The organism is Nonomuraea sp. LP-02, assembly GCF_036289125.1.
GTDB classification, from domain to species: domain Bacteria; phylum Actinomycetota; class Actinomycetes; order Streptosporangiales; family Streptosporangiaceae; genus Nonomuraea; species Nonomuraea bangladeshensis.
In genome coordinates this window covers 1,224,054-1,239,097 of record NZ_JAXCLK010000001.1, presented here as the reverse complement: position 1 = coordinate 1,239,097, position 15,044 = coordinate 1,224,054, and the positions used below count along the sequence as shown (strand labels likewise).

General features: G+C 72.1%; 12 protein-coding genes. 4 read left to right on the top strand and 8 right to left on the bottom strand.

Features of this window, described 5'->3' with window-relative positions; translation table 11 throughout:
* Nucleotides 1-31: 31 nt before the first annotated feature.
* From SMD20_RS05700 to fusA, 3 genes are all read left to right on the top strand, one after another.
* Nucleotides 32-514 carry a metallophosphoesterase family protein gene (locus SMD20_RS05700; RefSeq protein WP_329575780.1) on the top strand — a complete coding sequence of 161 codons (483 nt, stop codon included), beginning with the start codon at nucleotides 32-34 and terminating at the stop codon, nucleotides 512-514.
* A 227-nt stretch (nucleotides 515-741) separates the two neighbouring features.
* Nucleotides 742-2,028, top strand: coding sequence for an FAD-binding oxidoreductase (locus SMD20_RS05695; RefSeq protein WP_329575778.1), 1,287 nt, complete (start codon nucleotides 742-744; stop codon nucleotides 2,026-2,028).
* A gap of 286 nt (nucleotides 2,029-2,314) precedes the next feature.
* The gene (gene fusA / locus SMD20_RS05690) at nucleotides 2,315-4,336 is read left to right on the top strand and encodes an elongation factor G (RefSeq protein ID WP_329575775.1); all 2,022 of its coding nucleotides are present in this window, start codon (nucleotides 2,315-2,317) and stop codon (nucleotides 4,334-4,336) included.
* An 85-nt stretch (nucleotides 4,337-4,421) separates the two neighbouring features.
* Here fusA and SMD20_RS05685 read toward each other — a convergent pair whose 3' ends face one another.
* From SMD20_RS05685 to SMD20_RS05675, 3 genes are all read right to left on the bottom strand, one after another.
* Complete coding sequence (locus tag SMD20_RS05685) at nucleotides 4,422-7,013, bottom strand: M14 family zinc carboxypeptidase (protein ID WP_329575770.1); 2,592 nt, start codon at nucleotides 7,011-7,013, stop codon at nucleotides 4,422-4,424.
* A 265-nt stretch (nucleotides 7,014-7,278) separates the two neighbouring features.
* Nucleotides 7,279-8,118 (bottom strand): alpha/beta fold hydrolase, encoded by an 840-nt coding sequence (locus SMD20_RS05680; RefSeq protein WP_329575768.1) that lies wholly within the window; start codon nucleotides 8,116-8,118, stop codon nucleotides 7,279-7,281.
* A complete protein-coding gene (locus SMD20_RS05675; RefSeq protein WP_329575765.1) occupies nucleotides 8,115-8,552 on the bottom strand; it encodes a MarR family winged helix-turn-helix transcriptional regulator in 438 nt (145 codons plus the stop codon). Before SMD20_RS05675 ends, SMD20_RS05680 begins: the two co-directional genes overlap by 4 nt.
* 250 nt (nucleotides 8,553-8,802) lie before the next feature.
* Between SMD20_RS05675 and SMD20_RS05670 the strand changes: the two genes are divergently transcribed.
* Complete coding sequence (locus SMD20_RS05670) at nucleotides 8,803-11,127, top strand: rhamnogalacturonan lyase (RefSeq protein ID WP_329575762.1); 2,325 nt, start codon at nucleotides 8,803-8,805, stop codon at nucleotides 11,125-11,127.
* Between the two features lie 56 nt (nucleotides 11,128-11,183).
* On the opposite strand, the gene SMD20_RS05665 is transcribed toward SMD20_RS05670, so the two are convergent.
* The 5 genes from SMD20_RS05665 to SMD20_RS05645 all read right to left on the bottom strand — a co-directional run bounded on the left by SMD20_RS05665 (nucleotide 11,184) and on the right by SMD20_RS05645 (nucleotide 14,943).
* On the bottom strand, nucleotides 11,184-11,762 hold the full coding sequence (locus SMD20_RS05665; RefSeq protein WP_329592443.1) for a hypothetical protein: 579 nt from the start codon (nucleotides 11,760-11,762) through the stop codon (nucleotides 11,184-11,186).
* A 373-nt stretch (nucleotides 11,763-12,135) separates the two neighbouring features.
* A complete protein-coding gene (locus tag SMD20_RS05660; protein WP_329575759.1) occupies nucleotides 12,136-12,447 on the bottom strand; it encodes a hypothetical protein in 312 nt (103 codons plus the stop codon).
* Nucleotides 12,448-12,511: 64 nt separating this feature from the next.
* Entirely contained in the window at nucleotides 12,512-13,054 is a 543-nt protein-coding gene (locus SMD20_RS05655; RefSeq protein ID WP_329575756.1) for a hypothetical protein, read from the bottom strand.
* Between the two features lie 163 nt (nucleotides 13,055-13,217).
* Nucleotides 13,218-13,598: a hypothetical protein gene (locus tag SMD20_RS05650; RefSeq protein WP_329575754.1), complete on the bottom strand. Its 381-nt coding sequence runs from the start codon at nucleotides 13,596-13,598 to the stop codon at nucleotides 13,218-13,220.
* A 580-nt stretch (nucleotides 13,599-14,178) separates the two neighbouring features.
* The gene (locus tag SMD20_RS05645; protein ID WP_329575752.1) at nucleotides 14,179-14,943 is read right to left on the bottom strand and encodes an IclR family transcriptional regulator; all 765 of its coding nucleotides are present in this window, start codon (nucleotides 14,941-14,943) and stop codon (nucleotides 14,179-14,181) included.
* Between the last annotated feature and the right edge of the window lie 101 nt (nucleotides 14,944-15,044).

Below are 15,044 nucleotides of genomic sequence, written 5' to 3'. Positions count from 1 at the left end.
GCCCCCGGGGCGCGGCGGGCAGGGGCAGGGCATGAACGTGGTCGCGCTGTCCGACACCCACGCGCCCCGGCGCTGGCGCTCCTGCCCGCCCCGGGTGGCGGAGCACCTGCGGGGCGCGGACGTCATCCTGCACGCCGGGGACGTCTGCGTCGCCTCGGTGCTGGCCGAGCTGGCCGCGTACGCGCCGGTGCACGCGGTCAAGGGCAACAACGACGGCCCGGACGTGACGGCGCCGGAGACCCTGGAGCTCACGCTGGACGGCCTGCGGATCGGCATGATCCACGACAGCGGCCCGGCCAAGGGCCGCCTGGCCCGCCTGCGGCGCCGCTTCCCCGAGTCGGACCTGGTGGTCTTCGGCCACTCCCACATCCCGCTGGACGAGTCCGGCGACGGCCTGCGCATCTTCAACCCGGGCTCCCCCACCGACCGCCGCCGCCAGCCGCACGGCACGATCGGCCTGCTCACCATCGAGGACGGCGTCCTGACCAGGGCCGAGATCGTGCCCGTCACGTAGACCCGGTCGTCCTTCATTTGCCGGTACCACTCCCGCAGTGGCAGCCCGGCCCCCATCTACCGCCTGCGGCGTAGCCGCGAGAACGACGACGGCTGGATTCGCCGGCCGCGCAGCGACGAGATTCTGGCTCTCGAACGGTCTTAAGAGGGGCGGTAAGGCGGCGGGAACGAGACCGTAAGCGCCCTCCCGCACGCTGATCACAGGACTTGACGAGAAGGGCGATCGAGATGAGCAACCCGTACAGGATCGACGACGACATCACGCTCACCGGTTTCACCGGGCGGGCGCACCGGCCCGGCGACGAGCGCTACGACGAGCTGCGCCGCGGGCTCGACCCCGCGGTGGACGCCCGGCCCGCGCTGGTCGCCGAGGCGTACGGGATGGCGGACGTGCGGTCGGCGCTGCTGGCGGCGCGGGCGCACGGGGTGCCGTTCGCGGTGCAGGCGACCGGGCACGGCACGCACGCCGGGGCCGAGGGCGGCGTGCTGGTGCGGACGACGCCGATGGCGTCGGTGCTGGTGGACCCCGTCCGCCGGATCGCGCGGGTCGGGCCGGGGGCGCGCTGGGGCCACGTGATCGCCGCCGCCGCGCCGTTCGGGCTCGCGCCGCTGTCCGGCTCGGCGCCCGACGTCGGCGTCACCGGCTACACGCTCGGCGGCGGGCTCGGCTGGCTGGCGCGCAGGCACGGCTTCGCCGCCGACAGCGTGCTGCGGGCCGAGGTGCTGCTCGCCGACGGGCGGCACGTCACGGCGAGCCCGGACAGCCACCCCGAGCTGTTCTGGGCGCTGCGCGGGGGCGGCGGCGGGTTCGGCGTGGTCACCTCGCTGGAGTTCCGGCTGCACCCGGTGTCGCGGGTGTACAGCGGGTTCGCGTACTTCCCGATCGAGGCGGCGGGCGAGCTGCTGGAGGCGTACCGGACGTGGATCGACACCGCGCCCGACGACCTCAGCACCGCCGTCGTGCTGCGGCGGATGCCCGACGAAGGCCCGCTCGCCGGGCGGCACGTGGCGCAGCTCAAGGTCGTGCACGCCGGCGACGAGGCGGAGGGCCGGCGGCTGCTGGCGCCGCTCCTGCGGGCGGCCGGCCCGGCCCTGCTGGACGAGACCCGGACGACGACGTACGCGGACACGGCCATGGGCGGCACCCCGAACCGCCACATGTCCATGCTGGAGGAGGTCCCCGGCGAGGTCGTGGACGTGCTGGTCGCGGCGGCCGAGCAGGCGCAGACCGTGGAGGTGCGGCACTGGGGCGGCGCGATGAGCCGTCCGGGGCCGGACGCCGGCCCGGTCAGCCACCGCCGCACCCGGCTGTCGGTGATCGTGGACACGCCGGTGCCGGGGCTCGCCGAGGCGCTGCGGCCGTACGACAACGGGGGCACGTTCCTCAACTTCCTGGCCGACACCGGGCGTACGGCGGCGGCCTGGTCGGGGGCGGACCACGCGCGGCTGCGGGAGGTCAAGCGGTCCTACGACCCGGACGGCTTCTTCCGCGTCGGCCACGTCGTCGAGCGGTGACGCGCGGAAAAACCCGTCGCCCCGCCGCAAGCCGCTTCACTACACTCGCCCCGAACCCGCCGCGATCGAGAAGGGAAGGACCCCGCCATGCGCCCTGTCAGCGCCGCCGTCGTCCTCCCGTCCTCGCGGTACGAGGTGATCCTGGTGTCCTCGTCACCCCGGCGCCGGCTGCGCGGCCGTCGCCGGACGTCCTGACGAACACCTCCTCTTCCTGATCCTGCCGGGTTGTTCGCCGGGCGAATCGCGCTGTCCTCGTTTCCCGACCTTTCACGAAAGGCCGCAGGCCATGCGCACCCGTGTCGTAGCCGACCCCCTCGCCGCCGTACGCAACCTCGGCGTCCTCGCCCACGTGGACGCCGGCAAGACCACCGTCACCGAGCGGATCCTGTACCTGACCGGCGCCACGTACAAGCGCGGCGAGGTGCACGACGGCACCACCGTCACCGACTTCGACCCCCAGGAACGCGACCGCGGCATCACGATCTTCGCCGCCGCGGTGAGCTGCGACTGGGACGGCCACCGGATCAACCTCATCGACACGCCCGGCCATGTCGACTTCTCCGACGAGGTCGAGCGGTCGCTGCGGGTGCTCGACGGCGCGGTGGCCGTCTTCGACGGCGTGGCCGGGGTCGAACCGCAGAGCGAGTCCGTGTGGCGGCGGGCCGACCGGCACGGGGTGCCGCGGGTGGCTTTCATCAACAAGATGGACCGGGCGGGCGCGGACCTCGACGCCGTGGTCGCCTCGATCCGGGCGCGGCTGCATCCCGCGCCGCTGCCCGTCCAGCTCCCGATCGGCGCGGAGGACGGCTTCCGCGGCGTGGTGGACCTGGTCCGGATGCGGGCGCTGGTCTGGGACGGCGGCGGCGCGCCGGTGCGGGAAGCGCCCGTGCCCGAGGAGCTGCTGGCGGAGGCGCGGCGGCGGCGCGGGCTCCTGGAGGAGGCCGTGGCCGGGCTGCATCCGGGCGCCCTGGAGGAGTTCTGCGCCGCCCCCGCGAGCGCGGGAGCGGCGCTCTCCGACGAGACGCTGGCGCTCGCGCTGCGGGAGCTGACGCTGTCCGGGGCGGGCGTGGTCGTGCTGTGCGGGGCCGCCTACCGCGACCGCGGGGTGGAGCCGCTGCTCGACGCCGTCGTGGCGTACCTGCCGTCGCCGCTCGACGTGCCCGCCGCCGCACGGGCCGCCGATCCCGCGGCGCCGCTGGTGGCGCTGGCGTTCAAGGTGAGCGCGACGGCGACGGGACGGCTCACGTACGTGCGGCTCTACGCGGGGACGCTCAGGAAGGGGGACGCGGTGCTGGACGCCGGCGCGGGCCGCGTCGAGCGGGCCGGGCGGATCCTGCGGGTGCAGGCCGACCGGCACGCCGAGGTGGACCGGGCGGTGGCGGGCGACATCGTGGCGCTGGTCGGGCTCAAGGCGGCCCGCGCGGGCGCGACCCTGTGCGCGCCGGACGCCCCGGTGGTTCTGGAGCCGCCGAGCCCCGCCGAGCCCGTCGTGTCCGTGGCCGTCGAGGCGCGGAGGAGCGCCGACGCCGGCCGGCTGGCCGCGGCGCTGGCCCGCCTCACGGAGGAGGACCCGTCGCTGTCGGTACGGGCCGACGCCGAGACCGGGCAGACGCTGCTGTCCGGGATGGGCGAGCTGCACCTGGAGGTGGCGGCGGAGAAGCTGCGCCGCGACCACGGCCTGGCCGTGGCCGTCGGACGTCCGCAGGTCGCCCACCGGGAGACGGTCGTGCGCGGGGTGCGGGGCGTGCTGTACCGGCACGTCAAGCAGGACGGCGGCGCCGGGCAGTTCGCGCACGTCGTGCTGGACGTCGAGCCGCTGGACGGCGAAGGGTTCGTGTTCGGCTCCTCGGTGACCGGCGGGCGGGTGCCGCGCGAGTACGTCCGCGCGGTCGAGGCCGGCTGCCGCGACGCGCTCGCGGCGGGGCCGCTCGGCGGCCATCCGGTGACCGGGCTGCGGGTGACGCTGACCGACGGGGCCACGCATCCGAAGGACTCGTCGGAGCTCGCGTTCCGCGCCGCCGGGCGGCTGGGGCTGCGCGCGGCGCTGGCGGCGTGCGCGATGGCGCTGCTGGAGCCGGTGGCCGAGGTCACGGTGACCGCGCCGGACGAGGCCGCGGGCGCGGTGCTCGGCGACCTCGCGGCGCGGCGCGGGCGGGTGACCGGCTCCGTGGCGCGGGCGGGCACGGTCGTCGTCACGGCGACGGTGCCGCTGGCCGAGGTGTTCGGGTACGCGACGCGCCTGCGCGGCAGGACGCACGGCCGCGGCACGTTCACCGCCCGGCCCGCCGGCTACGCGCCGGCGCCGTGACCGGCGCGGGCCGGGCGGATCGCTCCGCCCGGCCCGTCCGGCTCACGGGGCGGCCGTCGGCCCCCTCATAGGGCCGCCGGCTTGTTCAGGAAGCGGCGGCCGCTGCTGCGGCCGTCGCCGTCGCCGTCCAGTAGGCGGCCCTGGCTACCTGCGGGAACAGGCCCTTCGGGTGGTTGCGGAACATGGGCTCGGTGCCGAACATGACGACGGCCGCGCCGCGCTCGTCCCGGCCGCTCACCACCGCAGCCTGCCCCCTGGCCTGCTCGGGCCCGCCCGCGCCGGTCCGGGGGTCGGCCCGCCAGTGACCGGCGACGAGGGGTCCGTCCGCCGCGTACGACTGCTCCACCCTGACCTCCGGCCCCAGGCCGGTGAACCAGCGCGGCGAGTACACGAACGAGTGTTCCGGCGACCCGGCGCCGACCGGCCCGGCGGAGGACGCCACGCGCACGACGCCGTTGGCGTCGGAACGGCCCGCGACCGCCGTCACGGTGAGCAGCCCGGCCGCCGCGTTGAACGCCGCGCCCGTGCCGCCCCGGGTGATGACGCCGCCGGTGGTGAGGAAGGCGTCGAGCGCCGCGCGGGCGTCCGGGTTGAGCGCGGTGTAGCTGAGCCCGCTGGAGACGACCAGCACGTCCGTGGCGCTCCAGTCGAAGCCGGCGTTGAGCACGGCGGTCGACACCGGGGTGACCGGGAAGCCCAGCTCGCGCAGCGTGAACAGCTCGTCCGCCGCGACGGCGGCGGCCAGCCGGACCGGCGCCAGCGGCCTGCCGGTCGCGCCGGCGGCCGGGGTGAAGGCGACGCCGTACCGGTCGGAGACGGTCCCGGCGGCGCGGCGGGCGCTCGCCGGGACGATCACCCGGCCGTCGTCGGTCCAGGTCAGGGCGACGCCCTGGGCGAGCAGGTCGTTGACCGCCCGGACCTCCTTGGCGTCCACGACCTTGAGCGCGAGCGGCCCCGAGCCGCGCGGCACCGAGCCGGTCGGAACGGCGGCCTTGACCGGCTCGGCCGCCACGCGCGGCGCCGATCCGGTCACGGGCTCGACGGTGGCGCCCCACAGCAGCGCGTGGCTCCAGCCGGAGATGTCGTACATCGCATCCACCCGTGGTGAGATGTCCGCGCCGGGCTCCAGCATCACGTTGGCCAGGCCGCGCTTGGGCTGGCGCATGTCCACGACGTACGACCCGGCCGGGTAGGTACGGCCGTCCGCGCGGAAGGCGTGCCTGGCGCGCCCGACCCGGACGTCGTTGGCCACGAGGTGGTCGACCAGGCGGGCGGCGGCGGTGGCCGAGCGCTCGCCGGTGATGACGTACGCGTGGGGGAAGGTCGTGGTGTAGACGTCCTCGGGGCCGAAGCCGGGCACGATGCCGAGCGGCACGGTCCTGGACGGCTCCCCGGCCGCGCCGCGCCGGAACACCTCGATCTGGTCGGCGATCAGCGCGTCGTGCCGGGCCTGGACGAAGGCGTAGGAGGCGCGGATGGCGGCGGCGGCCACGTCGGTGTTGATCGCCGAGCGACGGCGCAGCTCCTCGACCGGCAGGTTGGCGTAGTCGGCGTTGTTGACCCGCAGCGGGATCTCGACGGTGTGCGAGGCGACGGCCCCGTGGAAGGGCGCGTACTGCGGGGTGAAGATCGGCGGCCAGTCGTCCCAGCCCTCGGCGCTGTCGCGGAACGGAATCTGCGCCGGATGCACGCCGTCCTTCTCGGCGGTGTAGCCGAGGCCGTTGACGGCGGCCTCCATGCCGAGGCCGTTGGCGTAGGCGTTCCTGATGAACAGGTCGTACTCGTAGTTCGCGCCGTGCGGCGGGGTGGTGGGCTCGATGAGGGTGCCGTTGACGTACCCGTGCAGGTCGATCATGGTGACCGGCTGGGCGTCGATCATGAGCCGGCGCATCGCCCTGACCTCCGGCTGGGAGGCGGTGACGAAGTCCCGGTTGAGGTCGAAGCCGTCGCCGTTGGGGCGCACGCCGTTGACCCGGCCGTCGGGGTTGGCGGTGACGTTGAAATAGACGCGGGTGCGCGCGAGCAGCGCGGCGACCTTCGGATCGGCGCTGGTGGCCAGCTCCTCGAGGGTACGCAGCGAGGCGTCGGTGCCTTCCCACTCGTTGCCGTGGATGTTGGCGTTGACGTAGAGCGGGGCCTTGTAGCGGGCGGCGAGCTTGCGGTCGCGGGCGGCGGCGGCCGGGTCGTTCGCGATGCGCTCGCGCAGGCGGGCCTGCTCGCGCGCCTCGGCGCGGCTCTCGGGGGCGGTGACGGTGACGAGGTAGAGGTCGCGGCCCTGGGCGCTGCGCCCGATGATCTCGGCGCTCACCCGGTCGCTGCGCCGCTGCAGCTCGTTGAGCTTGGGGGCGATGCCGTGGTACGGCACCAGGCCGAGCTTGATGGAGGCGTCGGCAGCATTCTCGGGCGGTTCGGGAAGTTTGGTGCGGCGGGGGTAGCCGAGGTCGCGGGACGGGCCGCCGGACGGCTCGCCGGTCGGGTCGGCGGTCGTGGGAGGGGCGGTGCGGAGGGCCCGGGCCTGCTCGTCGCCGCCCGCCGCCTCCTCGTGGCGTTCGGGGCCGTTGCCGAAGTCGCGTACGGCGGGCTGGGGCGGCGCGGGCGGTTCGGCGGTCGCCGCCCCTGCCGGGGCGAGGAGCACGGCCGAGACGGCGATGCTCACTAACGGGATGGATAAGCGCACGACGGCCTCCATGTGCATGAATGAGAGGTGCGTTCCGTTCGTACGGGTTTGTGGAGGAACGCGGCAAGACGCCGTGATCAGAGCGACGCTCAATCCATGTCAATCCGTGGTCATTCCGGCAGCCGCAAGGCCGGTGAAGTGCGCGTGGGCCGCCTCCAGCGGCGGCCTGGTCCGGGGCGGACCACGCGCGGCTGCGGGAGGCCGAGCGGGCCTACGACCCCGGACGCCTCTTCCGCCCCGGCAACGTCGTCGAGCGATGACGCGGCTATGGCAGAAGGAACCGAAGGGTGCGCTCGGCCACGAGCGGGGCCGTTTTCCCTTCCGGCCCGAAATGGTTGAGGCCGGGCAGCCTTTCGAGCGTGGCGTGGGGAAGCGTGTCGCGTACGGCGTCGAACTCCGCTCTGCTCGCGGGCGGCGTACGACCGCCGCACAGCAGCAGCACCGGAGCGGTGACGGCCGCGAACGCGGCGAGCCGGCCGTGCTGGGCCGCCAGCTGCTCGTGCTCGGCCAGGTTGGTCTCCAGGAGCGGCCGCATCCGCTGCCAGCTCGGCCCGCGGAACCCGACCCGCATCACCATCCGCAGATACCAGTGCGGCATCTTGGCCACGAAGGCGGGCGCGCCACCCGAGCCTCGGATGAAGTGGACGAACGCGCCGTAGGGGTCGCCTGCGGCCAGCCGTTCCCGGTAAGGGGCCGTCCAGTGCGAGGGAACGGGAGTGACAGGAACTCCGGGCTCGTAGACCGCGATCCGTTCGAACACCTGGGACGACCGCGCGGTCTCAAGGATGACGAGGCCGCCGTAGCTGTGGCCGAACGCCAGCCGCGCGCCGGTCTCCTCCTGGACGGCCAGCAGGTCCTCCACTTCTTTGCCCAGGTTGTACCGGGGCCCCTGGGGGCCGCTGGCGCCGCGTCCCCGCCGGTCGACGACGTGCACGGTGAAGGAGCGGGCCAGGACGGAGGCCAGCGGCAGGTAGTCCTGCGAGGTGCGCAGGCTGCCGCCGAGCACGATGAGGCCCGGCCCGGCGCCTAAGGTCTGATAGCTGATCGGCGTTCCGTCGGCCGAGGAGACGGTGTGCGTCCGCGGGGGCTGAGTGACCTGATTCATCTCGTTGACTCCTGTTCCATCTGGTCCAACGTCGCGAGCAGTCGCGCGGTGTGCTGGGCGAACTCGGCGTAGGGCACGCCGCTGTGTGCGACCAGGGCGGCCAGCTTGTCCTCGAACTCCTGCCGGAGCGAGGCCACGATCTCCTTTCCCTTGTCGGTGAGGCTGAGCTGCCGGCGGTTCCCGCCCGCCGGGTCGGGCTGGACGTCGAGCAGCCCTTCGGCGGCGAGGACGCCGGTCATGCGGCTCACGGACGGCTCGGTCACGCCCAGGCCGTCGGCGAGGGCGCGTTGCGTCGAGAGGCCCAGCTCGCCCACCAGGGTCAGCGCGAGGAAACGGCTGTAGGAGATGTTGTGCTCGGCCCGCAGGATCCGGTCGGCCATCCGGTCGAGGCGGGCGACGAGCACGTGCAGGTTGAGGCTGAGGTCGCGTTCCACACCTCATAACTTAGCATGCTAACTTAGGATTGCAAGTCCCGATCCGGAGCTTGCCGGCACGGCCCGCCCGCGCGGGATCGACCGCGGTCGCAAGCGGAGAACACTCACTGCACGGCCGGTGCAGTAATTTCGCGAAAATACTGCGCGTAATAAGCAGTAAATGAATCCTTGACAAATATCGTAGGCGCATTGATTATATCGATTTAATCCCGCGCCCCCACGCGGGCCTCACTCCGAGGAGCCCGTCACGATGAGACTCCCCACCGGCCCGCGCGCGCGCCGCCGCGCCGCGACCCTCGCGCTGGCCGCCCTCCTCACCACCCTGGCGACCGCGCCTCCGCCGGCCGCAGCCACCCCGGCCGGGGGCGCGGGCGCGGGACCGCGTCTCGAACACCTGGACCGCGGCCTGGTCGCCGCCTCCACCCCCACCGGCGTGTTCCTGAGCTGGCGGCTGCTCGGCGACGAGGTCACCGGCCACGGCGCCACGGGCATGACCGGCGCCGACTTCCGCGTCTACCGCGACGGCCGCCCGATCGCGACGGTGACCGACAGCACCAACTACCTCGACCCGGCCGGCACGCCCGCCTCCCGCTACCAGGTGGCCCCGGTCACGAGGGGCCGCGAGGGCGGCCGGGGCGCCGTCGTCACGCCCTGGCTTAAATCGTTTTATGATCTTCGGCTCACCAAACCGGCCGACGGCGTCACCCCGGCCGGCGAGGCGTACACCTATTCCGCCAACGACGTGAGCGTCGGCGACGTGGACGGCGACGGCCAGTACGAGTACGTCGTCAAATGGGACCCGTCCAACTCCAAGGACGTCTCCCAGCGCGGCTACACCGGCAACACCTATCTCGACACGTACGAGCTCGACGGCACCCTGCGCTGGCGGCTCGACCTCGGCGTCAACATCCGCTCCGGAGCCCACTACACGCAGTTCCTCGTCTACGACTTCGACGGCGACGGCCGCTCGGAGCTGATGCTCAAGACCGCCCCCGGCACGAAGATCATCCGGTACGGCGCCCGCGGCCAGGTCGTCTCCGAGCGCTACGTCACCATGCCCAAGGCCGACATCAGGGCCGGCCGCTCCCATGCCGACGACTACCGGCTGAGCGCCGCCGGCTACTTCGACCACCTCGTGGCCATGTTCGAGAAGTGGCACGAGCACCCCGAGGTGGTCGCCGGGCACTGGCCGCGGACGCTGGAGGAGGCGTTCGGGATCGCGCCCGCGCACACGTACCCGCTCTCCCACGAGGCCGCCGTCGAGCTGGCGAACCATTTCGTGGACGTGTACGCGCCGGGCCGCAGCGCCAACAACCGGCTGCGGGAGTTCGCCGGGTTCGTCGTCAGCGGGCCCGAGTACCTGTCGGTGCTCGACGGCGCGTCCGGCAAGGAGCTCCAGACCGTCCCGTACAAGCCGGGCCGCGGCGACGACGGCCTGATGTGGGGCGACTACGCGATGGCGCGCGTGGAGCCGGCCAACCGGGTGGACCGGTTCCTGTCCGCCGTCGCCTACCTCGACGGCCGGCGCCCGTCGGCGGTCTTCGCGCGCGGCTACTACACGCGCACCACGCTCGTCGCCTACGACTGGGACGGCCGGCGGCTCAAGGAGGTCTGGTACGCCGACAGCGGCCACGTGCCGATGGCGAACCCGTTCAACGCCTCCCCGCACGGCCAGCCCGGCACCAACCCGAAATATGCCGACATCACCACGCAGGGCTTCCACTCGATGAGCGCGGCCGACGTGGACGGCGACGGCCGGCAGGAGATCGTGTACGGCGCCGCCACCATCGACGACGACGGCGACGTGCTGTACTCGTCCTTCGCCGAGGCCCCGCCGCAGAGCAACGTGCCCGGCCAGACCGTACGGCTCGGCCACGGCGACGCGATGCACGTCGGCGACCTCGACCCCGACCGTCCCGGCCTGGAGATCTGGACCGTGCACGAGGGCGGGCGGAGCGCCCCGTACGGATGGGCGATGCGCGACGCGGCCACCGGGCGGGTGCTGTTCGGCGGCTACAGCGGCGTGGACACGGGCCGCGGCATGGTCGGCGACGTCGACCCGGCGCTCCGCGGCCTTGAGGCGTGGTCGTCGATGCCGCCCGACCAGGCCGTCCAGGCGGGCCTGTGGTCGGCCCGCGGCGACTACCTGGGCCGCGACGCGCCAGGAACGAACATGAGCATCCGGTGGGCGGCCGACATGACGACGCAGCTCGTCAACGGCACCGCCACGACCGTGCTGCAGACGCCGACGATCGACGACCGGCGGCGCGGCACGCTGCTCACCGCCGAGGGCACGCTGACGAACAACTGGACGAAGGGCAACCCGGGCCTGGTGGCCGACGTGTTCGGCGACTGGCGGGAGGAGCTGCTGGTGCGTACGGCCGACAGCTCGGCCCTGCGCGTCCACCTCAGCACCGAGGTCACCGACCGCAAGCTGTACACGCTGATGCACGACCCGCAGTACAGGGTGGAGGTGGCGCGGCAGCAGACGGCCTACAACCAGCCCGCCTACCCGAGCTTCTACCTCGCCTCCGACCTCGACTGGTCGAAGGTGCCGGTGCCGCGCACGCGCTGAACATGAGGAGGGCGCCCCCTCACGGGGACGCCCTCCTCATGGCCCGGCCTGCCGGGTTACTGGTTCTTGACCGAGACCGGGCGGACAGCGGTGTCCTTCTCGGCCCAGGCGCCGGTGGAGAAGGCCACCGGCTGGCTCTTACGGCCCACGCCGTCACCCCACTTGGTGATGACGTAGTCGATCTTGATGTGGCCCTCGCCGTCGACGCCGTCCACGCCCAGGGTGTCGGGGTTGAACGTGCCGCCGGTCAGCTCGGCGAAGGTCTTGGCGTCGAGGTCCAGCATGACGCCACGGTCGGAAGGCTCGCCGGGGCCGCGGTCGCCGACGAAGAAGGGCAGCTTCTTGCCCTTGTACGTCACATAGCCCTCGGTCATGAGCGGCCAGCTCGGGCTGGCGGCCAGACCCTTCTGCATGGGCTTCCCGGCGGCCGGCAGTCCGGTGTCGCCGGCCCGACCTGAGGAGTCGTCCCAGAAGTACGACGCCTTGGTCGAGCCCGTGAGCAGAGTCGCCTGGGACTGGGCGGCGGTCACCGGGGCGGCGGTCTGCGCGTCGGCGTGCGCGGTGGCCGCGCCGATGGTCAGGCCGCCGATGGTGGCGGCGGTCAGCAGGCTGAGAGCTCGCGTGCGGACGGACATGGTCAAGGGAAAGTCCTTCGTTAGGGAACACGGAGGTTGCGCTCGCTTGACTGATGTAGCCGGGCCTAAGCCAATGCGGTCGCTACGTGGAGCGCGGGGGATCCGGAGATTCCGGAGATCCGATGCCACCGGGAGACTGGTCTACCCGTTGGCCAACGCCTACCAAGCTACCGACTAAACCTGGACACATGCAAACAAAACACCATATATCCGGCAAAGATCTACCTCGCTGGGTAAAGCGTCGGATACGTAACGCCACTGAGGCAGGCGGCATTCCCATCGATCGGCAATCCCCGCATCCAGCGCAAGGAGCGCACACCGGCGACCGTCGCGACGTACTTCAAGGCGATCGCCGATCGCACGTCGAACGTCTTCACGCCCCCCAGATCCACAGGTACCGGTGCGGGGCGTCTCCCAGAACGCACAACCTCCTGAGGAACGACAGATAGCGCCGCTGGTCCGCCGTGAGCGGGGCATCCGCGGCCAGCAAAGCGTCGATCTCGTCCAGCAGCGTCCTCATCTGCGCCCGGTTGAACATCGTGTCCCCGTAAGGATCGATATGTCCGAGCATGGGCTGCCCGGCCTTGGAGATCGCCGGGCAGTCCAGCACGTCGAGCGGGAAGTACTCCTCCTCCGACAAGACTTTCTTGAATTCGGACAGGAGCCGCACTCTTATACTGGCCATCGTCAGACACGGTACATGGTGACCAGCCGGCCTTGCTTGTCACGCACGACCGCGTATCTGGTGCTCAGTCTTCCGCCGCTTCGCTTGGAGCGACCGATGATTCGGCCGGCGTCCACGTAGTAAATGATGGTGCCGTGACTCTTCTGGTACCTGCCGATTCTCCCGGCGGTTCTTCTGGCGAGTTCACCGAGGCGTCCTCGTCCATGTCCTCGTCCCACACTCCGTCGTCCGACTTGCCGTAACTGTCGTGGCCGTGCCTGTCGAGCGCGTGGTCAACGCCGTCCGCGTCGTCCGGACACGGCGTGTTGTGGACGAGTACGCTCGCCCTGCCCACCCCGACGTAGTAGGTGGGGATGCCGTCGACGCTCAGGTTGTGCACGTGCTGGGCGGCCGTCCACTTCTCCACGGCGGAGACCTGGACCCACGTGCCGTCGCCCGTCTGCAGCCACGTACCGGCGTGCAACTGGGCGGCGTACACCCAGGCGCCCTCACCGGCGATCAGTGCGGTGACGGGCTTGGCCTCGGTCCGGCCGGACACCGGATCGGTGGCCTGCACCTTGTCGCCGACCTCGACGTCCTCGATGGGTTTTTCGGTGCCGTCGGCCATCACGACCATGGTTCCCGGCACGAAGCTGTTGCGTTTTCCGCAGACCGCCCGGACCGCTTTCTCCGCGGCATCCCTGGCCCGTTCGGCTATCTTGAGTTTGTCCTTGGCCGCCAGCCAGTTCTTGAAGGCGCTGATGGCGTCCCCGGCGTGTTTCCAAATGGCCTTACCGAGTTCGTAGGTTCCACTTCCACGGCAGCGCGTATTTCGCGGCCAGTTTGGCGGCGAGCCCGCCGGCGAGTGAGCCGAGAATGAAGCAGCAGGCGGACGCCGCCGCCAAGGCCGCCCAGGCCGAGGTCGACCGGCAGCTCCAGGCCCTGCTGAACGCAGTCATGTCCATCGCGAAGATCTGCGCCGATGAACTCGGCATCACCGCCGGCATCAAGTGTTCACCACCGGCGACCTCAGCGCGTGTGGCGAGACGGACGAACCCGTACGCGTACGCGGGCAACAACCCCATCGGCGCTTCCGACCCGACCGGCCTGAAAGTGATCGACGACGCGGGGCCGGCCGACGCCTGCGCCAAGCCCAAGAGCGCGTTTGCCAACTGTAGAAGATATGTAGAGGTAGCTCCACAACGGTGCCGACACCCGGATCTAAGTGCTCGCGCAGAGCCACAGCCCTGGTCTCAACCTCACCGGGTTGCCCAGGCCGCCCGAAAGGGAAAGGTCATTGAATCGGCTGACGGGAGACCGTCAATCGGCACCGTTGTTCCATTCGTGTCGGGTGATGGACAACGCTCTGTTCGGGGCTGCCGGTTCAGGTGACGCTGATCACGTTGGCCATGACGCACGGCTCGGCCTCCGCCAGCTCGGCGGTGATGCGCGAGACAGGTGCCCGCTCTGTTCCTTCCCGTTCACCACATACCGGGCGTCCCACGCCGCCCGCCCGCAACACAGACAGTCCTCCTCGCGCACCACCACGTCGGTGAGGGAGACGAAAAGATCGATCGCACTGGGGGTCGGCCGCTCAGGCCATAAGACAGTCCACTCCGGGCGGCCGGGTGAAAGCCGGAGACCCCGACGCCCCAGGAACTCACCACCGCCAGGCCGACGGCGGGCCTCCGGCCGGCCGGAGCGACTCCCCCGCTCCGGCCGAATCGGTGACCGTCCCGCGCCGAGCGGGTGCTACGCCGGCGACTTCCACGTTCCCGCAGCGGGCGTCGCGGGGTAACCCAGCGCGGCCGAGAGCTCGCGGGCCACCTCCGCAACCACGGCCCCCATCTCGTGCAGCCGCTCCGGCGCCGGCGCCCGGATCACGGACACACTGATCGCCGCCGTGATGAGCCCCCGGTGGTCGCGTACGGGCGCCGACACCCCGGCGGCACTGTCCTCCAGCTCCACGTCCGAGACCGCGTAGCCCGCCGACCGCACATGGGCGAGGTCGGCCAGCCAGTCGTCCTCGCTGGCGACCGCGCTGTCCAGCCCGGACGGCAGCACGGTGCGCAGCAGCGCACGCACGCGTTCCTCGTCCCACTCGGCGAGCAGCGACCGGCCGGCGGCGGCCATGATCACCGGCACCGAGATCCCCTCCCACACCCGGTGGTAGGCCCGCGACGACGGCACCGACAGCAGCGTCAGGACCTGGTTGCCGCGCAGCACGCACAGATAGGCGTCCTCGTCGAAGGCGCCGGCCAGGCGCCGCAGGTAGGGCGCGGCGACCCGGACAAGCCGGGCCTGCTGGGTGCGCGCGGCCAGCGCGAACAGCCGCCAGCCCAGCCGGTAGCGCCGGGTGACCGGGTCCCGCTCCACCATGCCCTCCAGTTCCAGCGCCCGCAACGCCCTGGAGATCTGGCTCTTCTCCCGCCCCAGCCGCTCGGCGATCCAGCTGACGCCGAACCCGTCCGCGTCCCTGTCATCGCCGTGACCTGCGAGGACTTCGAGGATATCCATGTCCCGCCGTAGCCCGGCCGAGGGCGCCGGAGGCTTGTCGCTCATCCACGTCCGTTCGTAACAGAAGCATTGCGCTTTGTTGCGCTAGCTGCACCTGGTTT